At 64.6% G+C, this 22,898-nt stretch carries 20 protein-coding genes and 3 tRNA genes; 20 read left to right on the top strand and 3 right to left on the bottom strand.

Annotation, left to right across the window (positions count from 1 at the left end; genetic code table 11):
- Nucleotides 1-6: 6 nt before the first annotated feature.
- Nucleotides 7-1,095, bottom strand: coding sequence for a carbohydrate kinase (locus tag OOZ63_RS01875; RefSeq protein WP_266003611.1), 1,089 nt, complete (start codon nucleotides 1,093-1,095; stop codon nucleotides 7-9).
- Between the two features lie 105 nt (nucleotides 1,096-1,200).
- On the opposite strand from OOZ63_RS01875, the gene gph reads away from it, so the two are divergent.
- On the top strand, nucleotides 1,201-1,893 hold the full coding sequence (gene gph, locus OOZ63_RS01880; RefSeq protein WP_266003612.1) for a phosphoglycolate phosphatase: 693 nt from the start codon (nucleotides 1,201-1,203) through the stop codon (nucleotides 1,891-1,893).
- Here gph and OOZ63_RS01885 read toward each other — a convergent pair.
- Complete coding sequence (locus OOZ63_RS01885) at nucleotides 1,847-2,443, bottom strand: chalcone isomerase family protein (RefSeq protein ID WP_266003613.1); 597 nt, start codon at nucleotides 2,441-2,443, stop codon at nucleotides 1,847-1,849. The two genes, gph and OOZ63_RS01885, sit on opposite strands and share 47 nt — an antisense overlap.
- Nucleotides 2,444-2,806: 363 nt before the next feature.
- On the opposite strand from OOZ63_RS01885, the gene trpE reads away from it, so the two are divergent.
- From trpE to OOZ63_RS01960, 15 genes are all read left to right on the top strand, one after another.
- Nucleotides 2,807-4,291, top strand: a complete 1,485-nt coding sequence (gene trpE, locus OOZ63_RS01890; protein ID WP_266003614.1) for an anthranilate synthase component I — start codon at nucleotides 2,807-2,809, stop codon at nucleotides 4,289-4,291.
- Complete coding sequence (locus OOZ63_RS01895; RefSeq protein WP_266003615.1) at nucleotides 4,292-4,876, top strand: aminodeoxychorismate/anthranilate synthase component II; 585 nt, start codon at nucleotides 4,292-4,294, stop codon at nucleotides 4,874-4,876.
- Nucleotides 4,873-5,955, top strand: coding sequence for a low-specificity L-threonine aldolase (ltaE, locus tag OOZ63_RS01900; RefSeq protein WP_266003616.1), 1,083 nt, complete (start codon nucleotides 4,873-4,875; stop codon nucleotides 5,953-5,955). The genes OOZ63_RS01895 and ltaE overlap by 4 nt, the downstream gene beginning before the upstream one ends.
- A gap of 20 nt (nucleotides 5,956-5,975) precedes the next feature.
- Nucleotides 5,976-7,010, top strand: a complete 1,035-nt coding sequence (trpD, locus tag OOZ63_RS01905; protein WP_266003617.1) for an anthranilate phosphoribosyltransferase — start codon at nucleotides 5,976-5,978, stop codon at nucleotides 7,008-7,010.
- A gap of 19 nt (nucleotides 7,011-7,029) precedes the next feature.
- Nucleotides 7,030-7,818, top strand: a complete 789-nt coding sequence (gene trpC, locus OOZ63_RS01910; RefSeq protein ID WP_266003618.1) for an indole-3-glycerol phosphate synthase TrpC — start codon at nucleotides 7,030-7,032, stop codon at nucleotides 7,816-7,818.
- Nucleotides 7,815-8,507, top strand: a complete 693-nt coding sequence (locus tag OOZ63_RS01915) for a uracil-DNA glycosylase (RefSeq protein ID WP_266003619.1) — start codon at nucleotides 7,815-7,817, stop codon at nucleotides 8,505-8,507. The genes trpC and OOZ63_RS01915 overlap by 4 nt, the downstream gene beginning before the upstream one ends.
- 120 nt (nucleotides 8,508-8,627) lie before the next feature.
- Nucleotides 8,628-9,560: a BadF/BadG/BcrA/BcrD ATPase family protein gene (locus OOZ63_RS01920; protein WP_266003620.1), complete on the top strand. Its 933-nt coding sequence runs from the start codon at nucleotides 8,628-8,630 to the stop codon at nucleotides 9,558-9,560.
- Nucleotides 9,561-9,567: 7 nt separating this feature from the next.
- Nucleotides 9,568-10,317 carry a GntR family transcriptional regulator gene (locus OOZ63_RS01925; RefSeq protein WP_266003621.1) on the top strand — a complete coding sequence of 250 codons (750 nt, stop codon included), beginning with the start codon at nucleotides 9,568-9,570 and terminating at the stop codon, nucleotides 10,315-10,317.
- Nucleotides 10,318-10,324: 7 nt separating this feature from the next.
- On the top strand, nucleotides 10,325-11,458 hold the full coding sequence (nagA, locus tag OOZ63_RS01930; protein WP_266003622.1) for an N-acetylglucosamine-6-phosphate deacetylase: 1,134 nt from the start codon (nucleotides 10,325-10,327) through the stop codon (nucleotides 11,456-11,458).
- The gene (locus OOZ63_RS01935) at nucleotides 11,451-12,461 is read left to right on the top strand and encodes an SIS domain-containing protein (RefSeq protein WP_266003623.1); all 1,011 of its coding nucleotides are present in this window, start codon (nucleotides 11,451-11,453) and stop codon (nucleotides 12,459-12,461) included. Before nagA ends, OOZ63_RS01935 begins: the two co-directional genes overlap by 8 nt.
- Nucleotides 12,462-12,471: 10 nt before the next feature.
- Nucleotides 12,472-13,947, top strand: coding sequence for a beta-N-acetylhexosaminidase (nagZ, locus tag OOZ63_RS01940; protein WP_266003624.1), 1,476 nt, complete (start codon nucleotides 12,472-12,474; stop codon nucleotides 13,945-13,947).
- 7 nt (nucleotides 13,948-13,954) lie between these two features.
- Nucleotides 13,955-15,268, top strand: a complete 1,314-nt coding sequence (locus tag OOZ63_RS01945; RefSeq protein ID WP_266003625.1) for an MFS transporter — start codon at nucleotides 13,955-13,957, stop codon at nucleotides 15,266-15,268.
- A 15-nt stretch (nucleotides 15,269-15,283) separates the two neighbouring features.
- Nucleotides 15,284-16,207, top strand: coding sequence for a glycoside hydrolase family 16 protein (locus OOZ63_RS01950; RefSeq protein ID WP_266003626.1), 924 nt, complete (start codon nucleotides 15,284-15,286; stop codon nucleotides 16,205-16,207).
- A gap of 19 nt (nucleotides 16,208-16,226) precedes the next feature.
- Nucleotides 16,227-17,285 (top strand): acyltransferase family protein, encoded by a 1,059-nt coding sequence (locus OOZ63_RS01955; protein WP_266003627.1) that lies wholly within the window; start codon nucleotides 16,227-16,229, stop codon nucleotides 17,283-17,285.
- A gap of 81 nt (nucleotides 17,286-17,366) precedes the next feature.
- Entirely contained in the window at nucleotides 17,367-18,074 is a 708-nt protein-coding gene (locus OOZ63_RS01960; RefSeq protein WP_266003628.1) for a DUF6445 family protein, read from the top strand.
- Nucleotides 18,075-18,202: 128 nt separating this feature from the next.
- On the opposite strand, the gene OOZ63_RS01965 is transcribed toward OOZ63_RS01960, so the two are convergent.
- On the bottom strand, nucleotides 18,203-20,848 hold the full coding sequence (locus tag OOZ63_RS01965) for a TonB-dependent receptor (RefSeq protein WP_266003629.1): 2,646 nt from the start codon (nucleotides 20,846-20,848) through the stop codon (nucleotides 18,203-18,205).
- Nucleotides 20,849-21,250: 402 nt separating this feature from the next.
- Here OOZ63_RS01965 and OOZ63_RS01970 point away from each other — a divergent pair.
- From OOZ63_RS01970 to tuf, 4 genes are all read left to right on the top strand, one after another.
- Nucleotides 21,251-21,336: transfer RNA gene (locus OOZ63_RS01970), tRNA-Tyr, on the top strand.
- Nucleotides 21,337-21,429: 93 nt separating this feature from the next.
- Nucleotides 21,430-21,503, top strand: a tRNA-Gly gene (locus tag OOZ63_RS01975).
- Between the two features lie 84 nt (nucleotides 21,504-21,587).
- A tRNA-Thr gene (locus OOZ63_RS01980) sits at nucleotides 21,588-21,662 on the top strand.
- Nucleotides 21,663-21,705: 43 nt separating this feature from the next.
- The gene (tuf, locus tag OOZ63_RS01985; RefSeq protein ID WP_262971603.1) at nucleotides 21,706-22,896 is read left to right on the top strand and encodes an elongation factor Tu; all 1,191 of its coding nucleotides are present in this window, start codon (nucleotides 21,706-21,708) and stop codon (nucleotides 22,894-22,896) included.
- Nucleotides 22,897-22,898 lie beyond the last annotated feature (2 nt).

Genomic DNA, 22,898 nt, shown 5'->3' on the forward strand with positions numbered 1-22,898 from the left:
GGGTTCTCAGTTAATGGATTGCAGCAGTTCGGGGCCGAGATCGGGATGGACGGTGGCTTCGGTCTGCAGGGTCAGCGCCGACATGGCGAGGCCGCGGCGGCAGGCCAGGGCCAGGTCTTGCGGGTCCCGGTACAGGGAGGCACAGACCCCGGCGGAGAATGCGTCGCCGGCGCCGGTGACATCGAGCACTGGCACGCTCGGCGCCTGCATTGCCAGCAGTTTGTCGCCGTCGCTGAAGAGCACGCCAGCCGCACCCTGGGTGATGACCAGCTGATGCAGGCCACGCTCGCGCAGCTGACGATGTGCGCGCTGGAGCGCTCGAGGGCTGCAGAGCGGCCTGCTCCCGCACAGCGCGGCCAGCTCGCCCTCATTGAGCAGCAGGCAGTGCACGCCGCTCAGGTCTTGCGGCAGCCGCGCCATCTTTGGCACCGAAACTGCGACGATGACCAGCGGCCGCGTGTCGGCGGCGGCTTCGCTGATCAGCTGGGCCACGCTGTCGGCCGGCAGGTTCAGGTCGATCACGGTGAGGCTTGCGTTGGCGCGCTGCGCCGAGGTGAGGCGCAGGAAGTCGGGCGTCAGTCTCTCGGTTAACGCCATTTGCGCCAGGGCCAGCAGCATCGCGCCCTCGGCGTCGAGCACCGCGGTGTAGCTGCCGGTGGCGGCGTCGCTCGCCTGCAGCGAGCCGCTGGTCGCGATGCCCAGCCGCGCCGCATGAGCCAGGAGCTCGCGGCCGGCCGGGTCGTCGCCGACCGCGCTTAGCAGATGCACAGGCAGGCCCAGCCGTGCCAGGTTTTCAGCCACATTGCGGGCCACGCCGCCCGGCGTCTCGCGCTGGCTTACCGGGTTAGAAGTGCCCATCTGCAGCGGCGCCAAAGTGCGCAGCTTGCGGTCCAGATTGCTGCCGCCGATGCACACGATGGGCGCACGCTGCGGCAACACATAGGCCCGGCCCAGCAGCCGGCGCTCGCGCGTGAGGCTGGCGATATGACCGGCCACCGCCGACCGCGACAGGCCCAGGCGCTCAGCCAGGTCTTGCTGGCCAATGAAGGGGTTGTCGCGAATCAGCGCGAGCAGCTGTTCTTTTTTGCTGTCCATGGTGTATAAAAACAATTGTTTGTATTGTAAAACAATTGTTTTCTTCTGAGGTGTGTACGCAGCGTGCCAGCTAAACTAGTGGCTCCTCAGTCCGCCAAGCCAGCCGTGAGCCCTCAGATCGATCCTCAAGCCTTCATCCTTGACCTCGACGGCACACTGGTCGACACGCTCGGTGACTTTGTCGCAGTGCTGAATCTGGTGCTGCAGGAGCTGGCACTGCCGGCGGTGAGCCGCGAGTTCGTCGAGCTGACGGTAGGCCAGGGCAGCGAGCACTTGATCCGCAGCACGCTGGCCGAGGTGGGCGGTGCGCCCGAGCTCTACGAAACCGCCTGGGCGCGCTACCAGCAGCACTATTTGGCGCTGAACGGCCAGTTCTCGGCTGTGTTTCCGGGTGTGGTTGAGGGGCTGGAGAAGTTGGCGGCGTTGGGCCTGCCGATGGCTTGTGTGACTAACAAGCCAGTGGCCTTTGCCCGCGAGCTACTGGCGCGCAAGGCCCTGGACGGCTTTTTCGGCCTGGTGTTTGGTGGCGACAGCTTCGAGCGCAAGAAGCCCGATCCGCTACCGCTGATCAAGACCTGCGAGGCAATGGGCACGGCACCTAGCACCACCTGGATGATTGGCGACTCCAGCAACGATGCCCGCGCAGCGCGCGGCGCGGGTTGCCCGGTGGTGCTGATGCGCTACGGCTACAACCACGGCGAGCCCATCGACGCGGTGCCGGCGCTGCAACACCTGGACCGGCTAGACCAGATTACTGTCCCGAGCGGCTGCGCTGAATCCCTAGCAGCGCGTCCTTGAGCTGGTCGTCGGCCGGCGACTTGCCCAGCCAGATCTTCAGCAGCACGCCGAAGAACTCAGGCTCCTTGATCGGCTCGCTGGCGACCTTGGCACCGTTGACATAGACCACGGTGCCGGTGCCAGGGATCCACTCGACGCTGAAGTTCTCGCCGGTCGTGAGCTTCTTCTTGGTCGCAAAGATATCGGCGATGCGCAGCACGCCGTTGATGGCCTTGGCGAACTCTTCACGCGAGGCGTTCTGCTCCATGCCCTTGGTGAAGAGCTTGCCGAGTTCGTTGCCGTCGATCTCGCGCAGCATCTGGATGTGCAGGCGTTTTGGACCCGGCGCGGCCAGCGCAGCCTCTGGCGTACCGGCCTTGGCGCCCAGATACAGGCCTGCTGTGTAAACCTTGAAGACGGCCTTGTAGCGAATGCCGGCGCCGTTGAGTTGCAGCTTCTGGCCGGCCACTTCGGTCATGGGCTCATATTTGACGCCGGCCACCTCGATCGTCTGGGCCTGGATAGGCAGGGCCACGGCCAGCAGCAGGGCCGTAAGGATTTGTCTCGACATGTCTCGCTCCGTCTTGTCGGCGAAGTATGGCGCGAAGCTCGCCCGCCTGTCCGTGTTGTGCATCACGCACAAACCCTGAACGCAGTCGTCACACAAGCACTGCTAAACTGCTTCGCATCATGTTCATCACGCGCAAGCAAATCAAGGGGTCGAACGACCGGGGAGCCTGGCCCTGGCGTCGCCCGTTCGACTTCGCCTGAAGCCGCTTGATTGATTGACCGCGTGCCGGCTCCTGGTTTACGGAGCCGCACAAGCTCAGCCTGAAACTTCCCTGTGGGATGGGCGCAGTCAAGCGACCTGACATCCGGCGTGCCTGCGTCGCCTTCGAGCGCGGGGCCGCCCTGCATCAAGGTTTGAGACGTGATGATTACCGAACTCGAATTTCAAAGCCTGGCCGCTCAGGGCTTTAACCGCATCCCGCTGCTCAGCGAGGCGTTTGCTGATCTCGAAACTCCGCTATCCCTGTACTTGAAGCTGTGCGCTGGCGCAGGCAATGGTCGTCATAGCTTTTTGCTGGAGTCCGTCGTCGGCGGTGAGCGCTTTGGCCGCTACTCCTTCATCGGCCTGCCGGCCCGCACTGTGCTGAAGAGTCATGGCCTGCGTACAGAGGTGCTGCGCGATGGCGCGGTGATCGAGGCGCACGAGGGCAATCCGTTGGACTTCATTGAGGCCTATCAACAGCGTTTCAAGGTCGCGTTGCGGCCTGGCATGCCGCGCTTTTGCGGTGGCCTGGCCGGCTACTTCGGCTACGACGCGGTGCGTTATATCGAGCCCAAACTCGCCAAGACGCTGAAGGGCGGTGGCTTGGATACGCCCGATGTGATGCTCTTGCAGTGCGAGGAGCTGGCCGTGATCGACAATCTGTCGGGCCGGCTCTATCTGATCGTCTACGCCGACCCCGCTCAGCCCGAGGCCTACTTCCGCGCTAAGAAGCGCCTGAGCGATCTGCGCGACAAGCTCACTTATAGCGTCTCGGCGCCGCAGGTCAAGCGCGGCCAGTCGCACCCGGTCGAGCGTGAGTTCTCCCGAGCCGATTTCGAGGCTGGCGTGCTGCGGGCAAAGGACTATATCGCCGCCGGCGACTGCATGCAGATCGTGTTCGGCCAGCGACTGCGCAAGCGCTATACCGAGTCACCGCTGAGCCTGTACCGCGCGTTGCGTTCTCTGAACCCCAGCCCCTACATGTACTTCTATGACATGGGTGACTTCCAGATCGTCGGCGCCTCTCCGGAGATTTTGGTGCGACACGAGCGCACACCCGATGGCCAGCAGATCACGATTCGCCCCTTGGCCGGCACTCGCCCGCGCGGCGCGACTCCAGAGCTTGATACGGCGTTGGAAGTGGAGCTGAAGGCCGACCCCAAGGAGCGCGCAGAACACCTGATGCTGATCGACCTGGCACGCAACGATGTCGGCCGTATCGCCAAGATCGGCTCGGTCAAGCTGACCGACGCCTTCGCAGTGGAGCGCTACTCGCATGTGATGCACATCGTCTCGAATGTCGAAGGTACGCTGCGAGAGGGTTTGAGCAATATGGATGTGTTCCGAGCCGCCTTCCCGGCCGGCACCTTGAGCGGCGCCCCCAAGATCCGTGCGATGCAGATCATCGACGAGCTTGAGCCGGTCAAGCGCGGCATCTATGGTGGCGCCTGTGGCTATCTGAGCTTTGCCGGCGATATGGATCTGGCAATTGCGATCCGCACCGGCATCGTGCAGGACCAGACCCTGTATGTGGCCGCCGCCGCCGGCATCGTGGCCGACTCGGTGCCCGAGCTGGAATGGAAGGAGACCGAGGCGAAGGCGCGCGCGCTGATTCGCGCGGCTGAACTGGTTGAGGAGGGCTTTTAAATGCTTCTGATGATCGACAACTACGACAGCTTCACCTTCAACCTGGTGCAGTATTTCGGCGAACTCGGCGCTGATGTGAAGGTCGTGCGAAACGACGAGATCAGTGTCTCCGAGATCGCGGCCCTGAAGCCCGAGCAGCTGGTGTTCTCGCCAGGCCCCTGCTCGCCGGCAGAGGCTGGCGTCTGTGTGGAAGCGATCCAGCACTTCTGCGGCAAGCTGCCCATCATGGGCGTCTGCCTGGGCCATCAAAGCATTGGTGCGGCGCTGGGCGGCAAGATCATCCGCGCCAGGACCCAGATGCATGGAAAGGCCAGCACGATCAGCACCGACCGCAAGGGCGTCTTCAAGGGTCTGCCGCAGGACTTCTCGGTGATCCGCTATCACTCGTTGGTGATCGAAGAGGCCACCATGCCGTCGGTTCTGGAGATCAGCGCACGCAGTGAGGACGGCGAGATCATGGGCGTGCGCCACCGCGAGCTGGCCGGCACGGCCACGCCGCTCGAAGGCGTGCAGTTCCATCCCGAGTCGATCTTGTCCGAGCACGGTCATGCCATGCTGAAGAATTTCCTGGAGCGAGCCCTATGAGCGCCATCGTTGACCTGAGAAGTGACACCGTCACCCGGCCCACGGCCGCCATGCGGGAGGCGATCGCGCGCGCCGATGTGGGCGATGACGTCTTCGGCGACGATCCGACGGTGCAGGCCCTGCAGACACGCATGGCTGCGCTGGCCGGCATGGAGGCGGCCCTGTTCATGCCTTCGGGCACGCAGAGCAATCTGTGCGCGATGCTTGCTCATTGTGGGCGCGGCGACGAGTACATCGTCGGCCAACTGGCCCACACCTACCGCTACGAAGGCGGTGGCGCGGCGGTATTGGGCAGCATCCAGCCCCAGCCACTGAGCCAGGATGCGCGCGGTCAGATGGCCCTGGCTGACATTGCGGCGGCCATCAAACCGAATGACCCGCACTTTGCGCGCAGTCGCCTGCTGTGCCTGGAGAATACGTGGAACGGCCAGATCATGCCGCACGCCTATCTGGCCGAGGCTACGGCCCTGGCGCGCCGTCACGGTTTGAGCTGCCATTTGGACGGGGCACGAGTCTTCAATGCGGCGGTCGCCGATGCGGGAGAGCGCGGCGACGTCTTCGCCGCATTCGCCCGCATCACCGCGCATTTCGACAGCGTCTCGGTCTGCTTCAGCAAGGGCCTTGGTGCGCCGGTGGGCTCGATGCTGTGCGGCTCGGCCGAGTTGATTGCACGGGCGATACGGGTTCGCAAGATGGTCGGTGGCGGCATGCGTCAGGTCGGCCTGCTGGCGGCCGCGGCCAACCATGCGCTAGATCACCATGTGCTGCGCCTGCGTGAGGACCATGCGCTGGCCGCCAGCCTGGCAGAAGGGCTCGCTGGCATCGAGGGGTTGAGCGTGCGCCCGGTGGATACCAATATCGTGTTTGCCGATGTGGCGGACGGGCGCGGCGCCGATCTGCTGGCCCATCTGAAGGCGCGGGGCATCCTGGCCACGGGCCTGATCGGCCTGCGCTTCGTGACCCATCTGGATGTCGATGCCGATGGCATCCGCCGCACCGTGACTGCCGTGCGCGAGTTCTTCGCTGCCGGCGTCAAGGCGCCGGCCGCTGCAGCCCGCGCTGCGACCGGCCCGTATTGAGATTTGCAGGAGCGACAAGCATGCCCATTACCGAGAACGAAGCCCTGACCCGCGTCATCGAGCACCGCGAGATATTCCATGACGAGATGCTGACCCTTATGCGCCGCATCATGGCCGGCGAGATGTCGCCGGTGATGGCCTCGGCCATCTTGATCGGCCTTCGTGTAAAGAAGGAAACCATCGGCGAGATCACCGCGGCCGCGCAGGTGATGCGCGAGTTGTCGAACAAGGTGCCGGTGCCGCCGAGCCCTCATCTGGTCGATGTCGTCGGCACCGGCGGCGACGGCGCCCACACTTTCAATATCAGCACCTGCTCAATGTTCGTCGCGGCCGCCGCCGGCGCACAAATCGCCAAGCACGGCAATCGCAGCGTCTCCAGCAAGACCGGCAGCGCCGATGTGCTGGAGGCACTGGGCGCCAACATCATGCTGAGCCCTGCCCAGGTGGCCGAGAGCGTCAAGCAGACCGGCATCGGCTTCATGTTTGCACCGAATCACCATCCGGCGATGAGGAACATCGCGCCGGTGCGGCGCGAACTGGGCGTGCGCACGATCTTCAACATTCTGGGACCGCTGACCAATCCTGCCGATGCCAAGAATATCTTGATGGGCGTGTTTCATCCCGACCTGGTCGGCATCCAGGTGCGCGTGATGCAGCGCCTGGGCGCTGAGCATGCGGTGGTGGTTTACGGCAAGGACGGCATGGACGAAATCTCGCTGGGAGCTGCCACGCTGGTGGGCGAGTTGAAGAACGGCGAGGTGCGCGAGTACGAGATCCATCCAGAGGACTTCGGCCTCGCGATGGTGAGCAATCGCAGCCTCAAGGTTGCCGGCCCCGAGGAATCGCGCGTGATGCTGATGGGAGCGCTGGAGAATGTCGAAGGGCCGGCGCGCGACATCGTGATCCTGAATGCCGGCGCGACGCTGTATGCGGCCAATGTGGTCGAGTCGATTGCCGAGGGCATTGCCAAGGCCCGTGCCGTGATCGCGTCCGGCGCAGCCAAGGCCAAGTTGGATCAGTTTGTCGCGGCGACACAGTCGCTGGGCAAAGCTTGATAGAGAAAGAAAGATCGAGATGGACGACATCCTGAAGCGCATCGTTGCGGTCAAGCGCGAGGAGATCAAGGCCGCACGTGCTGCGCAGCCTCTGGCCGACGTGCGGCGTGAGGCCGAGCAGCTTGGCGGCCAGCGTGATTTCGAGGCCGCGCTGCGCGCCAAGATCGCTGCGAGCCACGATGCTGTAATCGCCGAGATCAAGAAGGCCAGCCCGAGCAAGGGCGTGATCCGCGCCGACTTCCGGCCCGATGAGATCGCTGCCAGCTACGCGAGTCATGGAGCAGCCTGTCTGAGCGTGCTGACCGATGCTCAGTTCTTCCAAGGCGCGCCGGCCTATCTGCAGCAGGCACGGGCGGCCTGCGCGCTGCCGGTGCTGCGCAAGGACTTCATGGTCGACGAGTATCAGGTCTATGAGGCGCGCGCGATGGGGGCCGATTGCATCTTGCTGATCGCCGCCTGTCTGGAAGACGGTCAGATGGCCGATCTGGAGGCTTGTGCGCTGAGCCTGGGCCTGGCTGTGCTGGTCGAGGTGCATGACCGCGCCGAGTTGGACCGGTCACTGCGGCTGAAGACGCCGCTGGTTGGTATTAACAACCGCAATCTGCGCAGCTTCGAGGTCACGCTGGATACGACGCTGGGCCTACTGAAGCATGTGCCGGCCGATCGCCTGTTGATCACCGAGAGCGGCATTCTCGCCCCGGCCGATGTGCAGACCATGCGGGCGGCCCAGGTGCATGCATTCCTGGTCGGCGAGGCCTTTATGCGAGCGCCCGACCCTGGCGTGGCGCTGGCTGAGTTGTTCGCGTGAGCGCGGCAGGTGGCTGGGCGCCAATCGTCGAGGCCTGGCGCGCAAGCCCAGCCGGGCGCGATCTGGAGGCCCATCTGGCCCGGCGCCGCGCGGCCGGTGCCGCCATCTATCCGATCGAACCTTATCGCGCCCTGCAACTGACGCCGCTGGAGAGCGTCAAGGTCGTAATTTTGGGTCAGGACCCCTATCACGGCCCGGGCCAAGCCGAGGGCCTTGCCTTCTCGGTGCCGCGCGATGTCAGAAAACTGCCGCCTAGCTTGCGCAACATCTACAAAGAGTTGCAGCGCGATCTGGGCCTGGCACCGCCGTCTCATGGCCATCTGGGTGCCTGGGCCGAGCGCGGCGTGCTGCTGCTCAATACCTGCCTAACAGTGGAGGACGGTGCGCCGGCCAGCCATGCCCGTTTCCAGAAGGATGGCGGCTGGGAGTCGCTGACCGATGCGTTGATTCGGGCGGCCGCCGCCGATGCGGCACCCAAGGTCTTCATGCTCTGGGGCGCGCACGCCCAGGCCAAGGCGGCGCTGATCGCGGCGGCCGGGTTGCAGCACCTGATTTTGCAGTCCAACCATCCCTCGCCGCTGTCGGCGACGCGACCGCCACTGCCTTTCATTGGCTGTGGCCATTTCTCCCGGGCCGCCCATTGGCTGGCCGAACAGGGGCGGACTCTGGATTGGCGTTTGCCGGAGTAACCCTGATTTGGTGCCTTATTGGTATTAACCCGAAATTAAGGTAGAGGCAGCGTCACTGAGGGTAAATCAGTGGAATACCAATTGACGTACCGGTATCTCTGGTACTAGACTGGTATTAACATGAGAACGGTCCTCGAACGCGCGCTCGATGCGCTCACTCCCAGCCACATCAAAACCATACGCTACCTGATTGGCGTCGATGGCGGAGGCACGGGCACCCGCTTGCGGCTGGCTGATCTGGACGGCAACCTACTGGGTCAGGGGGAAGCCGGACCCTCGGCCTTGGGTCAGGGGGTCGAGCAGGCTTGGCATCATATCCAGCAAGCCTTGCAAGCGGCTTGCCGGCAGGCGGGTCTGGACTCGCTGAATCTGGCCGAGTGCGCCATCGGCCTGGGCTTGTCGGGGGCGACCGTGGCCGCGCAGGCCCAGGCCTTCATGCGCATCCAGCCCGGCTATGCCCATGTGGTGCTGGACAACGATGGCTACACCACAGTGCTGGGTGCCCATGGTGGGGCGCCAGGAGCGGTGGTTGCAGCTGGCACCGGCTCGGTGGGCGAGGCCTTGCGTGCCGATGGCTCACGAGTGATGAGCAGCGGTTGGGGCTGGATCAATGGTGATGAGGGCAGCGGCGCTTGGCTGGGGCTGAAGGCGATGCGCCATGCCCAGCAGGCGCTGGATGGCCGAGTGCCGGCCGGGCTGCTGGCCCGCGCGGTCTGGGCTTTTGCTGGCAGCGACCGCGAAACTTTGCTCGCATGGTGCGCCAGCGCCGCCCAGCACGGCCATGCGCGGCTGGCACCGCTGGTGTTCGAGAACGCTGCGCATGATCCGGTCGCCCAGGGCTTTGTTGGCGAAGCCGTGGCCGAGTTGGAGCGGCTGGCCTTGGCGCTCGACCCGCAAGGGCAGTTGCCGCTGGCGCTTTGCGGAAGCGTGGCGCTGCGCCTGGCGCCGCATTTTTCCGAATCGATACGAGCTCGCTGCGTCGCGCCCCAGGGCGATTCGGCTGCGGGCGCGCTGCTGCTGATTCGCGGCGCCTTAACCGAAATGGGGTCCTAAGAAAATCATGTCAAGCGCTGCCAAGCTGCCCTTTCAGTTCAAGCCCGACCCGCAGGCCGCCTCCCCGCTGTATATGCAACTGGCCCAGAAGCTGGCCCAGGCGATCCGCGACGGCCAGTACCACGCCGACGAGGCCTTGCCTTCCGAGCGGGTGCTATCCGAGTCGCTGGATCTCTCGCGGGTCACAGCTCGCAAGGCCATCGACCGTCTCGTCGAGCAGGGGCTGATCATCCGCAAGCGCGGCTCGGGCAACTACATAGCGCCCAAGCTGGAGCAGCCCTTGTCGCGCCTGACCAGCTTTTCGGAGGAATTGCATCAGCGCGGCTTCAAACCCAGCTCGCGCTGGCTGACGCGCAGCTTCTCGCTGGCCGCGCCTGATGAGCAGCTGAGCCTGGGCCTGACGACCGGCGAGCGGGTCTCGCGGCTGGAGCGTCTGCGCCTGGCCGACACGGTGGTGATGGCCTACGAGGTCAGCGTGCTGCCCGAGGCGGTGCTGCCCGATCCGCAGGCGGTCGAGTCCTCTTTGTATGCCCATTTGGCCCAGCATGGCGGTGCGCCGGTGCGCGCGCTGCAGCATATCCGCGCGATCAATGCCGAGCCCAAGCTGGCCGACCTGCTGGAAGTGCCGGTGGGGCAGGCGGTGCTGTTCATCACTCGGGTGGGCTTTCTGGAGTCGGGCCAGGCGGTGGAGCTGACGCACTCCTACTGCCGCAGCGACTACTACGACTTCGTCGCCGAGATGCGCCGTGAGGGCTGAGGCGGGGATGAGCTTGGTCGAGACCATTGAGGGTTATGTCCTGACGCCGCAGGGCTTTGTGCGCGGCGCGCTGACCCAACGCGGCGGCCGCATCGCAGCCATCAGCGGCGAGCCGGTCAGCGAATCCGAGGTGCGCCAGGGTCTGGTGCTGCCCGTCGTGCTCCCGGGTTTCATCGATGTGCACGTGCATGGCGGTGGCGGGCGCGACACGATGGAAGGTGGCGACGCAGCGCTGGCGATTGCCCGCATGCACGCACGTCACGGCACGACCGCGCTGCTGGCCACGACGATGACCGCTCCGATGGGTGACATTCGCGCCGCCTTGAGCGCGTTAGGTCCGGTCTGCCGCGAGCGCGCGAGCGGTAGCGCTCGGGTGCTGGGTGTGCATCTGGAAGGTCCTTACATCAACCCCGGCAAGCTGGGTGCTCAGCCCGACTTTGCCAAGCCCGCCAGCATCGAGGAGATCCAGGCGCTGCATGCGTTGGCCCCGATCCGGCTGATCACGCTGGCGCCCGAGCTGCCCGGCAATCTGGCCTTGATCACCGCCCTGCGTGCGGCCGGTTTCCAGGTGCAGATCGGCCACACGCTGGGCACTTACGAGGACGGTGTGGCCGCCTTGGCGCACGGCGCCGGTGGCTTCACCCATCTGTTCAACGCGATGACCGGCCTGCACCACCGAGAGCCGGGCATGGTGGGCGCGGCGCTGGCCCATGCACAGTATTCGGAAATCATTCCCGACCTGCTGCATGTGCATCCGGGCGCGATCAAGGTGGCGCTGCGCGCCATCCCCTGCCTGTTCTGCGTCAGCGATTCGACCGCTGCGGCCGGCATGCCCGATGGCGAGTACAGCCTGGGCAGCCACAAGGTGCGCAAGTGCATGGGCGGCGTGCGGCTGCCCGACGGCACGCTGGCGGGCAGCACGCTGACGCTGGACCAGGCGCTGCGCAATCTGGTGGGGCTGGGCCTGGAGATCGCGGACGCCTCGCGCCGCGTCTCCACCCATGCGGCCGATTACATGGGCCTGGACGAACGCGGCCGCCTGGCCGTCGGCGCCTGGGCCGATTTGGTGGTGATGGACCGGGATCTGCAGTTGCAGCGTGTGCTTGTTGAAGGGGAAGAGATTGACATCGCGAATGCTTGAGGAAGCGCTGAGCGCGCCCGCCGCCGTGGCGCGGCAGCTGGCCGCCGACCAAAATGCCTATGTGGCGCTTGGCGAGGCGCTGCGCGCCAGCCCGCCGACCAGCCTGCTAACGGTGGCGCGCGGCAGCTCCGACCATGCTGCCCACTACATGGCCTATCTGATGATGGCGCGGCTAGGCCGGCTGGTGACCTCGCTGCCGATGTCGCTGATCACGCTGTATCAGAGCAAGATCGAATGCAAGGGACTGGTCTCGTTGGCCTTCTCACAGTCGGGTCAGAGCCCGGACCTGGTCGCACCCACGAAATTCTTCAGCGCCGGCGGGGCTCGCACCGTGGCCTTTGTGAACGCCGAGGGCTCGCCGCTGGCGGCCGCTGCCCAGCACGTGTTCGGCCTGCATGCAGGCCCGGAGCAAAGTGTCGCCGCGACCAAGAGCTATATCGCCCAACTGGTTGCCGGGGCCCGCGTCGTCGCGGCCTGGCAGGGTGATGAGGACCTGTCCGCCGCGCTGCAGACTCTGCCGCAGGCTCTGGAGAAGGCGGCTGCGCTGCGCTGGGACGTGGCGGTCGAAGCGCTGAAGGAGGCCGACAAGCTGTTCGTGATCGGCCGTGGCACCGGGCTGGCGATCGCGATGGAGGCGGCGCTGAAGTTCAAGGAGACCTGCGGCATCCAGGCCGAGGCCTTCTCTGGCGCCGAGGTCAAGCATGGACCGATGGCTCTGGTCGAGGAAGGCTATCCGCTCTTGGTGTTCGCGCCGCGCGGCCCGGCCCAGGCCGGCTTGATCGCGCTGTCCGAGGAGATGCGCGGCCGTGGCGCACGGGTGCTGCTGGCAGCCCCGGCCGGCACGCCCGGCGCAGAGCTGGAACTGGCCTGCACCGGCAACGAGGACCTTGACCCGATCGCTGCGGTGCAGAGCTTCTATCCGATGGTGGAAGCGCTTGCGCGCGCGCGCGGGCTCAACCCCGACCAGCCGCGCCATCTGGCCAAGGTCACCAAGACACATTGAGAGCCAGGTCATGACGACATTTCATCCTGGCCGTCTGGTGATGGTGGACATTCAAGGCAAGTCGCTGGACGCGGCCACGGCGGCTTTCCTGCGCGAGCACCACATCCGCGCCGTCTGCCTGTTCCGCAAGAATTTGGGCAGCGAACAGGAAGTGCGTCAGCTGACCCGTGATCTGCGCGAGGTGATGGGGCCCGACGCCCTGATCGGCCTCGATCAGGAGGGCGGCTCAGTGGTGCGCGCGACCTTCTTGCCGCAACCGCCTTCGGCGATGGCGCTGGGCGCGGCCGGGGATGAGGCGCTGACCGAGCGGGTCGGCGCGGCCGTGGCTCGCGGCCTGCGCGGCATCGGCGTGAACTGGAACTTCGCGCCGGTCACCGACATCAACAATAACCCAGCCAACCCGGTGATCGCCGAGCGCAGCTTTGCCGAGGACGCCGACGAGGTCACCCGTCTGGCCGGAGCTTGGATGCGCGGCTCGCTGGCCGCCGGCGTGGCCTGCTGCATCAAGCACTTCCCCGGTCACGGCGACACCCATGTGGACTCTCACCTGGACCTGCCCACGGTGGACAAGAGCCGCGCCGAGCTAGACGCGCTGGAGCTGCGGCCGTTTAAAGCCTTGCGGGATGCCGCGCCCTCAGTGATGACGGCCCATATCGTCTACCCGCAGATTGATCCCGACTATCCTGCCACCCTCTCGAAGAGGGTGCTGGGCGGCATCCTGCGCGATGAGCTGGGCTATGACGGCGTGGTCATCACCGACGCGCTGATGATGAAGGCCATCGCCGAGCGCTATGGCTATGCCCGTGCGGCAGTACTGGCGATCGACGCCGGCGCCGACATGATCCTGGCCCAGGGCTCGCTGGAGGAGCAGGGCCAGTCGATCGCGGCCTTACAAGCTGCCTTCGCCAGCGGCGAGCTGACCCTGGCCCAGGGCGAGCGCGCCGCCGCGCGACTGGACGCGCTGGCCCGTGCCTACCCGGTGGTGCATGACGACTACCGCGGCGCGCAGAGAGACGACGACGACGCACTGATGCGTCAGGCCTGGTCGGCCGGGCTGACGGCGCTGCGCGGCGCGCAGGCGCCGGCGCTGAACGAGCGGCTGCGCGTTTATGTGCAGGACAGCGTGCCGACCGATGGCGTCTCCGAGGCGGGTCCTACCGGCGCGCAGGTGCGGGCATTGTTTGCCGCTTTCGGCGATGTGGACTTCGTCGCGCTGGATGACATCGCTGCCCTGGCCTGGGCCGATGTGCCGGCCGACGGCCGTCGCACCATCATCGCCTCTACCCACCGGGCCCGCTACGGCGAGCAGGCCGGTCAGTGGCGGCCGGACCTGCATCTGGTGCTGTGGAACCCGTTCCAGGCGCTCGACGTGATTGCGCCCACCGTCATCACTTGGGGCTATGCCGACGGCGCACTGGCCGCGCTGCGCGCATGGCTGCAGGGCAATAGCCAGGCGGCGGCACGCTCGCCCGTGACTCTGAACTGAGAACGCCATGACCCAGCCCCGCTCCCCTGTCGCTTCCCCGATTCGCTGGGTGCCCACGCTGTACTTTGTGCAGGGCATGCAGTTCTTCGTCGTGATGTTGATTGCTGGCCTGATGTTCAAGAACATGGGCGTGGCCAATGATCAGATTGCGCGTTGGACAGGCTTGCTGGGCCTGGCTTGGGCCATCAAGCCGCTGTGGAGTCCGTTTCTAGAGCTGGCGCGCAGCAAGAAGCTGATCGTCGTCGCGATGCAGTTCACCGGTTCGGCGGGCCTGGCTCTGATGGCGCTGGCGCTGCAACTGCCGATGTGGTTTGCGGCCAGCATCGCAGTGCTGTTCGTCCTGGCCTATGCCTCGGCCACTCATGACATCGCCTGCGACGGCCTGTACATGGCCAGCCTCGATGCCAGGCAGCAGGCCGCCTACGCCGGTTGGCAGGGCGCATTTTTCAATGCCTCCAAGTTCCTGACCCTGGGCGGCCTGCTGGTGTTAGCCGGCCAGTTGGAGCGCAGCATGGGTGTGATGAACGCCTGGTCGGTGATCTTCGCGCTGCTGGCTGTGCTGTTGGCGCTGCTGGCGGCCTACAACGCCTATGCGCTGCCCGGCACGCTGAATACCGGCCATGCCGAGCTGACGGCGGCAAGCGTTTTGCGCACGCTGCGCGAGGTGATCGCCGATTTCCTGCGCAAGCCCGGCATCTGGCTGATGGTGCTTTTCATCGTGCTGTTTCGCTTCGCTGAGGGGCAGGTGCAGACCATTGGCCCGCTGTTCCTGATCGAGGCGCGCGACAAGGGCGGCCTGGGGCTGAGCACCGAGCAGGTCGGCGGCGTTTATGGCACGGTGGGCACGGCGGCCTTTCTGGTCGGCAGCATTCTGGGCGGCTATTTCACCTCCTGGCTGAGCCTAAGGCGTGCAATGCCCATCCTGATCATCGCGATGGCCGTGCCGAATGTGACCTTCTATTACTTAAGTCTGACCCTACCGCAGGACATGTTCCATGTTGGCGCGGCGATTGCGGTGGAGATGCTGGGCTACGGCTTCGGCTTCGTCGGCATGATTCTCTACATCATGCAGGTCGTCGCTCCTGGCAAGTTCCAGACCGCGCATTACGCACTTGGCAGCGGAGTGATGCAGCTGGGCTTCATCTTCTCCAAGACCATCAGTGGCGATATCCAGCTGGCCATGGGCTACCAGAGCTTCTTCCTCTGGACCATCGTCTGTGGCGCGCCGGCGCTGCTGCTGCTGTTCTTGGTCAAGATCCCGGCCCCGGGCGCGGCGACGCCAGTCGAGCCCGGCGCGCCCGAGCCCGTTGCCACCAACTGAAGAAAAGACATCCCAATGTCCAGTGCTTTGCGCGCGACGACGCTGGCCGCCGCCCTGACCATCGTTTGCCTTTGTCAACCTGCGCGGGCACAAGCGCCTGCGCAGGTTTTTTTTGACGATTTCAGCTATCGCCACAGCAGCGAGTTGGGTCTGGGCGGTTGGACCCCGCGCAGCCAGCCCGGCCATCCCGGCATTCCGGGGGCGCAATGGCGCAGCGACGCGCTGAGCCTGCTTGACGATCCAGACTTCAAGGGCAACCGCCTGCTGCGCTTGCGTGCCGCCACCGATGGCACCGGGCCTGGCACGCAGCAGGTGCAGCTGTGCCACGCGCGCAAGTACCTGGAAGGCACGTATGCGGCTCGGGTGCGTTTTCGCGATGCGCCCGGTAGCGGCGTCGACGGCGACCCGGTGATTCAGACCTTCTATGTGGTCAGCCCGCTGAAGCACGATTTTGATCCCGAGTTCAGCGAGATTGATTGGGAGTACCTGCCCAACGGTGGCTGGGGGAGCCCGGAGACGCGCATCTACGGCATCAGCTGGCAGACCGTCAAGTTGGAGCCCTGGCAGGCCTTCAATGGCTCGCACGAGGAGCGCGGCTCGCTCGACGGCTGGCATGTTCTGATGATGCAAGTGCTGGACGGGCAGGTGCGGCTCTTCATCGACGGCCGCCAGGTGGCCCGGCATGGCGGCCGCAACTACCCTGTGGTGCCGATGTCGATCAATTTCAATCTGTGGTTCTCGCCCGGCGGCCTGCTGCCGGCAAGCGCGACGCCGCGGGTTTATGAGCAGGATGTTGACTGGGTCTTCCATGCGCGCAGCGCGCGGATGAGTCCGGCCGAGGTGGCGGCTCAGGTGGCCGCGCTGCGCCAGGCGGGCTCAGCTCGCGTCGACCATGTGCCGCCGGCTCAGCCGCCGCTGGATAGCCGCTGCGATTTCTGAGCCGGGTCCAGAACAGGCGATGAATCAACGCTACGCCTCGGTTGATGCGCTGCGCGGTCTGTGTGTCGCCGCGATGCTGCTTGTCAACAACCCCGGTGACTGGGGCGATGTCTATGCCCCGCTGCAGCATGCCGCCTGGCATGGCTGCACGCCGACCGATCTGATCTTTCCCTTCTTCCTATTCATCGTCGGCGTCTCGCTGAGCCTGGCTCTGGGCCCCCGGGTCGAGGCGGGCGATGCCATCGCACCGCTGCGCCGCGCGGTGCTGATCCGGGCCCTGCGCATCCTGCTGCTGGGCCTGGCCCTGCATGCCTTGGCCTGGTGGCTGATGGACAAGCCGCATTTCCGCCTGATGGGTGTGTTGCAGCGAATTGCGATCTGCTTTGCGCTGACCGGGCTGGCGGCCCTGGTTCTGCGGCCGCGCCACCAATGGGGTCTGCTGCTGACCTTGCTGCTGGGCTGGGGCCTGTTGCTGCTGAGCGGCGCAAGCATGGACAAGGCCAGCAATATTGCCGCTCGAGCTGACAGCTCGCTGCTGGGGCCGCTGGCCTATGAATGGGGCGAGGGCCGAGCCCACGAACCCGAAGGCTTGTTGTCCACCTTGGGGGCCTGGGCGACCACCATGCTGGGCCTGCGCGTCGGCGCCTGGCTGCGCGAGCGCCATACGAAGGCGCTGCTGGCCGCCGGCCTTTTCTGCCTCTTGGCAGGTTGGTTGTGGAGCCTGTGGCAGCCGATGAACAAGCAGTTGTGGACGCCCAGCTTCATGCTGTGGAGCGGGGGTGTTGCGACGCTAACCCTGCTGCTGGCCCAGCGCCTGATCGACCAACGCGGCTGGCCGGCGCTAGGGCGCAGCTTTGGGGTCAACGCAATCACGGCGTATGCCGGAGCCTGGGTGATGAGTGTGGTGCTGGCCGCGCTGGGCTGGCAGACCGCGATCTACCAGGACTGGCTGCTACCGACCATCGGCGCGGCGCTGGGTGCTCAGGCGGCGTCGCTGGCCTTCTCGCTCGCCTTCGTCGCCCTCTGGTGGCTGTTGATGCGACTGCTGGATCGGCACCGGATCTATATCAAGGTTTGATCGGAGGGTCCACCGGCAAGCTTCGCCGGCTGGGACAATGGGTATTCTCGAAATTCTCGTACGCGCCGCTGAGCCCCGAGCATGAATGATCCTTACTCGATTCGTATGCCGCCCGACATCCGCTCGGTGCGGGTAGGCGAGCACCAGGTCGTCTTCATCGATGACTTCCTAGCGCACCCAGAGGCCTTGGTGGAGGCGGCTGCCCAGGCCCGCTTCGAGCCCTGTGCGGGCGCAGATGAGCGCAAGGGCTATCCCGGCGTGCGAGCTGCGGTGCCGGCAGGTTATTCCGAAAACCTGACTGAGTTGCTCGACCCGTTGATCCGGCTGAACTTCGGTGTGCCGCCGGAGCTCGCGCTGCGCAAGTCGCCTTGCAACTTCTCGCTCACCACGGTGGCGCCGCAGGATCTGGGCCCGTTGCAGCGGGTGCCTCATTTCGATGCCAGCACGCCGCACTTCATGGCCGTGCTGCTCTACCTCTGCGATGAGCGGCAGGGTGGAACGGCCTTCTACCGGCACAAGGCAAGCGGCCTGCAGCAGATCACGGCCGACACGCGCGATTGCTATGGGGAGATGATTTACGCGCAGACCGAGCGCTGCCCGGCGCCACCGCGTTACTTCACCGACTCCAATGACTGTTTCGAACTGCTGGGCATGATGCCTGCGCGCTTTAATCGCCTGGTGATCTATCGAGGCAGCCTGCTGCACTCGGCCATCGTCAACCCGCAGCAAGTCCTCAGCAGCGACCCGCGCCTGGGCAGGTTGACGATCAATACCTTCTACGACTTCTAGCGCCGTCAGCAGACTCTGATCGGCAAACGCGCGGCCTTTGGCTGGGCGTTTGTTCGCCGCCGCCGGCGCGGCGCGCAGATAAAAAAAGCCCGGCAATTGCCGGGCTTTGCTGTGACGAGTCGCGTCGATCAGAACTTGGCGCTCAGGCCCAGCTTGAAGGTGGTCTCACCCTTGAAACTCCAGGCCGGGAATCCGGCGCGCAACGGGTCCTTGATGCCTGTGTTGGAGGCTGCGGCCGCACCGTACTGAACGTCATCTTCCTTGGTCAGATTGATGGCTTCGAAAGACAGCTTCAGGTTTTTGGTGATGTTCCAGCCCACGCTGGCATCTAACGTGCCGAACGCGTCGTGCATGCGGTTGCCGTACCAGAACGCGCCTTCGCGGATCATGTACTTAGAGCGCCAGTTGTAGGCCAGGCGACCGAAGTAGCTCTCGTTCTCATAGTAGCCGACCAGGTTCACGTTGTGCTTGGAGGACTGGGTGAACACGCCCAGCTGATCCAAGTAGCTGCTGGCGGGAGCGTTGCCCTCGGTGAACGTGTAGTTGCCCAGCGCGCCGAAGCCGTTGCCGAATGCATGACTGGCCTGCAGCTCCAGGCCGCGAATCTTGCCGCCGCCGGCGTTCTGGAAGCTCTGCACCGTCCAGTTGTCCACTCCGGTCAAGGGATCCACCAGGCCGACCTTTTGATTGGGTGTGACGTTGGCGACGACGAAGTTCGAGATGTCCTTCACGAAGTAGGTGGCGGACAGCATATTGCCGCGGCCGTAGTAGTACTCCAGGCCGATATCGGCTTGGCTGGACTTCATGGGCTTGAGGCCGATGTTGCCGACGGTCCAGGTTTCGTTGTCCCTGCGATCGTCGTTGTAGCCCGAGACCGTCACACCAAACATGTTGGCGAAGTTCGGGCGGGTGATGGCTTGCGAGGCCGTGGCACGCAGCACCAGGTCCTTGCGCAGGTCGAAGGCCAGATTCACGCTGGGCAACACGTCGTTGTAAGTCGACTTTGTCGAGACCTTGGTCTTGGCCCAGTTCTGGTTGCCCGGGTACTGGTCAGGCGGGGACACGCCGTCGAACTTGTAGCCGGTGCTGGTGGCCTTGGTAGAGATGTAGCGCAGGCCGAAGTTGCCGCGCAGACCCTGGGTGTCGAACTCGAACATGCCGTAGACCGAACGGTTCTTCTCATTCAGCTCGCCATAGCCCGAGCGGTCCTCAACCCAGCCGCCGATGCTCTTGCGAGTGTTGTCCAGCATGGCGTTGATGTTGGCGCGCGGGACCGTCCAGCCCCCCACGTCTACCGAGCCACCAAACAGCGAGCTGGTGGGCGCTGCTGTGATCGTGCTGTTCCAGATGGGCCGGAAACTGCGCTTCTCGAAGGTGTGGTCCGCCAGGCGCACGCCTGTCTTGAAGGCGCTGATCACACCCCAGTCCAGGTCGAAGGTGGCGTCGAGCTGGCCGAAGTTCTCCTTGTCCTTGTTTGGGCCGGCCGAGGTCGCCCAGGTCTGCGGTGCCAGCTGCGCCGGCAGGGCGCTCAGGCCCCAGGACTGGTTGGTGCTGGGGTTGATCTGGATCTGTTTGCCGGTGGCGTCGATCGTGCCTTTCCACTCTGGGCGCTTGAAGCCGCCGTCCCAGGAGTTGTCCTGGTAGTTGGTGGTGATCGAGGTGCCGCCGCTGGCCTTGGTGCTGCCGATCACAAGATCGAACTTGGCGTTGCCGAGCGTGTAGTGGGCGTCGGCGACGACGCTGTCCGAGTCCATGCTGGCGCCGCGGGCCCAGACCTGGAAGAACTTATTGGTCGGACCGGAGGTTGCGGTGCTCGTGCTGTGCAGGCAGATGCCGTTGGGATTAAAAGCCGAACTCACGGCGGTGTTGCGCTTGTCGCAGTTCGGGTCATGCATCAGGTAGTCGCTGGCATTGGAGCTGTTGGCGTTCAACTCCATCTTCAGCAGATTCAGACCGAGCTCCAGGCCTTCGACCGGGCGTGCTTGCAGGGCGACGTTGAAGGCGGTGCGTTTGCGCTCCTGAATGAAGGCTGTGGGAGCCACATCGCTGTTCCAGCGGCTGTCCGCCTCGACGCCACGGCGGATGTAGTCACCCTTGGATTGGCCGGCGGCAACCAGCACGCCGAAGCTGCGGGATTCATTGCGCCAGCTGTACAGGCCGGAGAACTCCTTCTCTGGATCGCTGATGGTGCCGTCGCCGTAGCGCACGCTGCCGAAGGCCGTGTTGGCCTTCAGGTCCAGCGGCTTGCGGGTCTTAACGATTACGGTACCGCCGATGCCGCCCTCGGTCAGGTTGGCTTGCGAAGATTTGTAGACCTCCATGCCGCCGATCAACTCGGCGGGCAGCAGCGAGTAATTGAACGAGCGGTCGATGTCGTTCTGGTCATACCAGCCGGTGGACGCGACGGTCTGGCCGTTCAGCGTGGTGTAGGTCATCTGCGGATCGGTGCCGCGAATTGACACCGCAGCACCTTGACCGAAGGCGCGGCCCACCGAAATGCCGGGAATGCGACCCAACGCCTGGCCGACGTCCGCGTCCGGCAGCTTGCCCACGTCCTCGGCGGACACCGCGTCCACCACGGCCGTGGCGTTCTTCTTGATATTGGCGGCGGTCTCCAGCGAAGCGCGGATGCCGGTGATCACCACCTGGTCGAGCTGAGCAGCATCAGGCTTCGCTGCGGCTGGCCCGGCCTGTTGGGCTTGGGCACTAAAAACCGCGCCCAGCAATGTCAGCGACACGGCGGCCGCGATGGGGGTCTTATTGACCTTTTTCATAACTGCTCCTCGATATGGCCGTCAACGAATCGGCCTGTTTAGACGCGGAGCCCGATGCATACCCGCACAGAAGTGGCATGCGTCTGGCACCCCAGATGGACATCAATGTGCAACCAATGCCATGCCACTATACGGCCGCGTAGTGCCACTTTGCTACCACTTCATGACTCGTGTTTTCCCTGCTTGTCGTTGCTTTTGCGACAGCAAATGGGGTGTGACGATGTTTCTTGGTAGCTAATTGGTATTGCTTCTAGGTTTTGGCTGGTATTGGCTGTGGCTGCCAAGTGATGCGTGTCGGCTTGATGAGGGTGTGTCGCTGTTGGATGAGGTGGGTCAGGTGTTGTTGGTTTTGAAAAGTCTTTGCGACCCAAAAATGCTGTGCTATAGTCGCAGGCTCGCCTCGGAGGGGTGGCCGAGTGGTTAAAGGCAGCAGACTGTAAATCTGCCCGCTAACGCGTACGCTGGTTCGAATCCAGCCTCCTCCACCAGGGCGAACGTTTTGATGGGTCGAGATGCCGGTGATCCGGGGTCTCGATTTCAGCGAGGCGATGAAGAAGATTTGGATTGATCAAGGCTCCCGGGCGGGAGTAGTTCAATGGTAGAACCTTAGCCTTCCAAGCTAATGACACGGGTTCGATTCCCGTTTCCCGCTCCATCTTTGGGGCGCTTGGTTGTGCGGGGTGGGTATAGCGTCGATACCGGTTTGCTGGTTTTTTTTTGCCGTCAAACCTGTGTCGATGCCCATGTGGCTCAGTGGTAGAGCACTCCCTTGGTAAGGGAGAGGTCACGCGTTCGATCCGCGTCATGGGCACCACCAATTTCTTCTGGTCTGATCTGATCCTATTCAGGAGCGCAAGATGGCAAAAGGCAAGTTTGAACGCACCAAGCCGCACGTGAACGTCGGCACCATCGGTCACGTTGACCATGGCAAGACGACGCTGACGGCAGCGATCGCGACGGTGCTGTCGAAGAAGTTCGGCGGCGAGGCCAAGGCCTACGACCAGATCGATGCAGCGCCCGAAGAGAAGGCGCGCGGCATCACGATCAATACCGCTCACGTCGAGTACGAAACGGCCAACCGCCACTACGCTCACGTGGACTGCCCCGGCCACGCTGACTATGTGAAGAACATGATCACCGGCGCTGCCCAGATGGACGGTGCGATCCTGGTGTGCTCGGCCGCTGACGGCCCGATGCCCCAGACTCGCGAGCACATCCTGCTGGCGCGTCAGGTCGGCGTGAAGTTCATCATCGTCTTCCTGAACAAGTGCGACATGGTCGACGACGCCGAGCTGCTCGAGCTGGTCGAAATGGAAGTGCGCGAGCTGCTGAGCAAGTACGACTTCCCGGGCGACGACACCCCCATCATCAAGGGTTCGGCCAAGCTGGCGCTGGAAGGCGACACGGGCGACCTGGGCGAGCAAGCCATCATGCGCCTGGCCGATGCGCTGGACACCTACATCCCCCAGCCGGACCGCGCCGTTGACGGCACCTTCTTGCTGCCGGTGGAAGACGTGTTCTCGATCTCGGGCCGCGGCACCGTGGTGACCGGTCGCGTTGAGCGCGGCATCATCAAGGTTGGCGAGGAAATCGAAATCGTCGGTATCCGCGACGTGCAGAAGACCACCGTGACCGGCGTGGAAATGTTCCGCAAGCTGCTGGACCAGGGTCAAGCTGGCGATAACGTCGGCATCCTGCTGCGCGGCACCAAGCGTGAAGACGTCGAGCGCGGCCAAGTGCTGGCCAAGCCTGGCTCGATCAAGCCGCACACTCACTTCACGGCCGAGATCTATGTCTTGTCCAAGGAAGAGGGCGGCCGTCACACCCCGTTCTTCAACAACTACCGCCCCCAGTTCTACTTCCGCACGACGGACGTGACCGGTGCCGTGGAGTTGCCGGCGGACAAGGAAATGGTCATGCCTGGCGACAACGTCAGCATCACCGTGAAGTTGATTGCTCCGATCGCGATGGAAACCGGCCTGCGCTTCGCCATCCGTGAAGGCGGTCGTACCGTCGGCTCCGGCGTCGTGGCGACCATCATCGCTTAAAG

Source organism: Paucibacter sp. PLA-PC-4, assembly GCF_026241155.1.
Taxonomy (GTDB): Bacteria; Pseudomonadota; Gammaproteobacteria; order Burkholderiales; family Burkholderiaceae_C; genus Roseateles_E.

Excerpts from the sequence above, each read along its gene's own strand:
- OOZ63_RS01875 (WP_266003611.1), bottom strand. The coding sequence starts at position 1,095 with ATGGACAGCAAAAAAGAACAGCTGCTCGCGCTGATTCGCGACAACCCC.
- OOZ63_RS01885 (WP_266003613.1), bottom strand. The coding sequence starts at position 2,443 with ATGTCGAGACAAATCCTTACGGCCCTGCTGCTGGCCGTGGCCCTGCCT.
- trpE (WP_266003614.1), top strand. The coding sequence starts at position 2,807 with ATGATTACCGAACTCGAATTTCAAAGCCTGGCCGCTCAGGGCTTTAAC.
- OOZ63_RS01895 (WP_266003615.1), top strand. The coding sequence starts at position 4,292 with ATGCTTCTGATGATCGACAACTACGACAGCTTCACCTTCAACCTGGTG.
- ltaE (WP_266003616.1), top strand. The coding sequence starts at position 4,873 with ATGAGCGCCATCGTTGACCTGAGAAGTGACACCGTCACCCGGCCCACG.
- trpD (WP_266003617.1), top strand. The coding sequence starts at position 5,976 with ATGCCCATTACCGAGAACGAAGCCCTGACCCGCGTCATCGAGCACCGC.
- trpC (WP_266003618.1), top strand. The coding sequence starts at position 7,030 with ATGGACGACATCCTGAAGCGCATCGTTGCGGTCAAGCGCGAGGAGATC.
- OOZ63_RS01920 (WP_266003620.1), top strand. The coding sequence starts at position 8,628 with ATGAGAACGGTCCTCGAACGCGCGCTCGATGCGCTCACTCCCAGCCAC.
- OOZ63_RS01925 (WP_266003621.1), top strand. The coding sequence starts at position 9,568 with ATGTCAAGCGCTGCCAAGCTGCCCTTTCAGTTCAAGCCCGACCCGCAG.
- nagA (WP_266003622.1), top strand. The coding sequence starts at position 10,325 with ATGAGCTTGGTCGAGACCATTGAGGGTTATGTCCTGACGCCGCAGGGC.
- OOZ63_RS01935 (WP_266003623.1), top strand. The coding sequence starts at position 11,451 with ATGCTTGAGGAAGCGCTGAGCGCGCCCGCCGCCGTGGCGCGGCAGCTG.
- nagZ (WP_266003624.1), top strand. The coding sequence starts at position 12,472 with ATGACGACATTTCATCCTGGCCGTCTGGTGATGGTGGACATTCAAGGC.
- OOZ63_RS01945 (WP_266003625.1), top strand. The coding sequence starts at position 13,955 with ATGACCCAGCCCCGCTCCCCTGTCGCTTCCCCGATTCGCTGGGTGCCC.
- OOZ63_RS01950 (WP_266003626.1), top strand. The coding sequence starts at position 15,284 with ATGTCCAGTGCTTTGCGCGCGACGACGCTGGCCGCCGCCCTGACCATC.
- OOZ63_RS01955 (WP_266003627.1), top strand. The coding sequence starts at position 16,227 with ATGAATCAACGCTACGCCTCGGTTGATGCGCTGCGCGGTCTGTGTGTC.
- OOZ63_RS01960 (WP_266003628.1), top strand. The coding sequence starts at position 17,367 with ATGAATGATCCTTACTCGATTCGTATGCCGCCCGACATCCGCTCGGTG.
- OOZ63_RS01965 (WP_266003629.1), bottom strand. The coding sequence starts at position 20,848 with ATGAAAAAGGTCAATAAGACCCCCATCGCGGCCGCCGTGTCGCTGACA.
- tuf (WP_262971603.1), top strand. The coding sequence starts at position 21,706 with ATGGCAAAAGGCAAGTTTGAACGCACCAAGCCGCACGTGAACGTCGGC.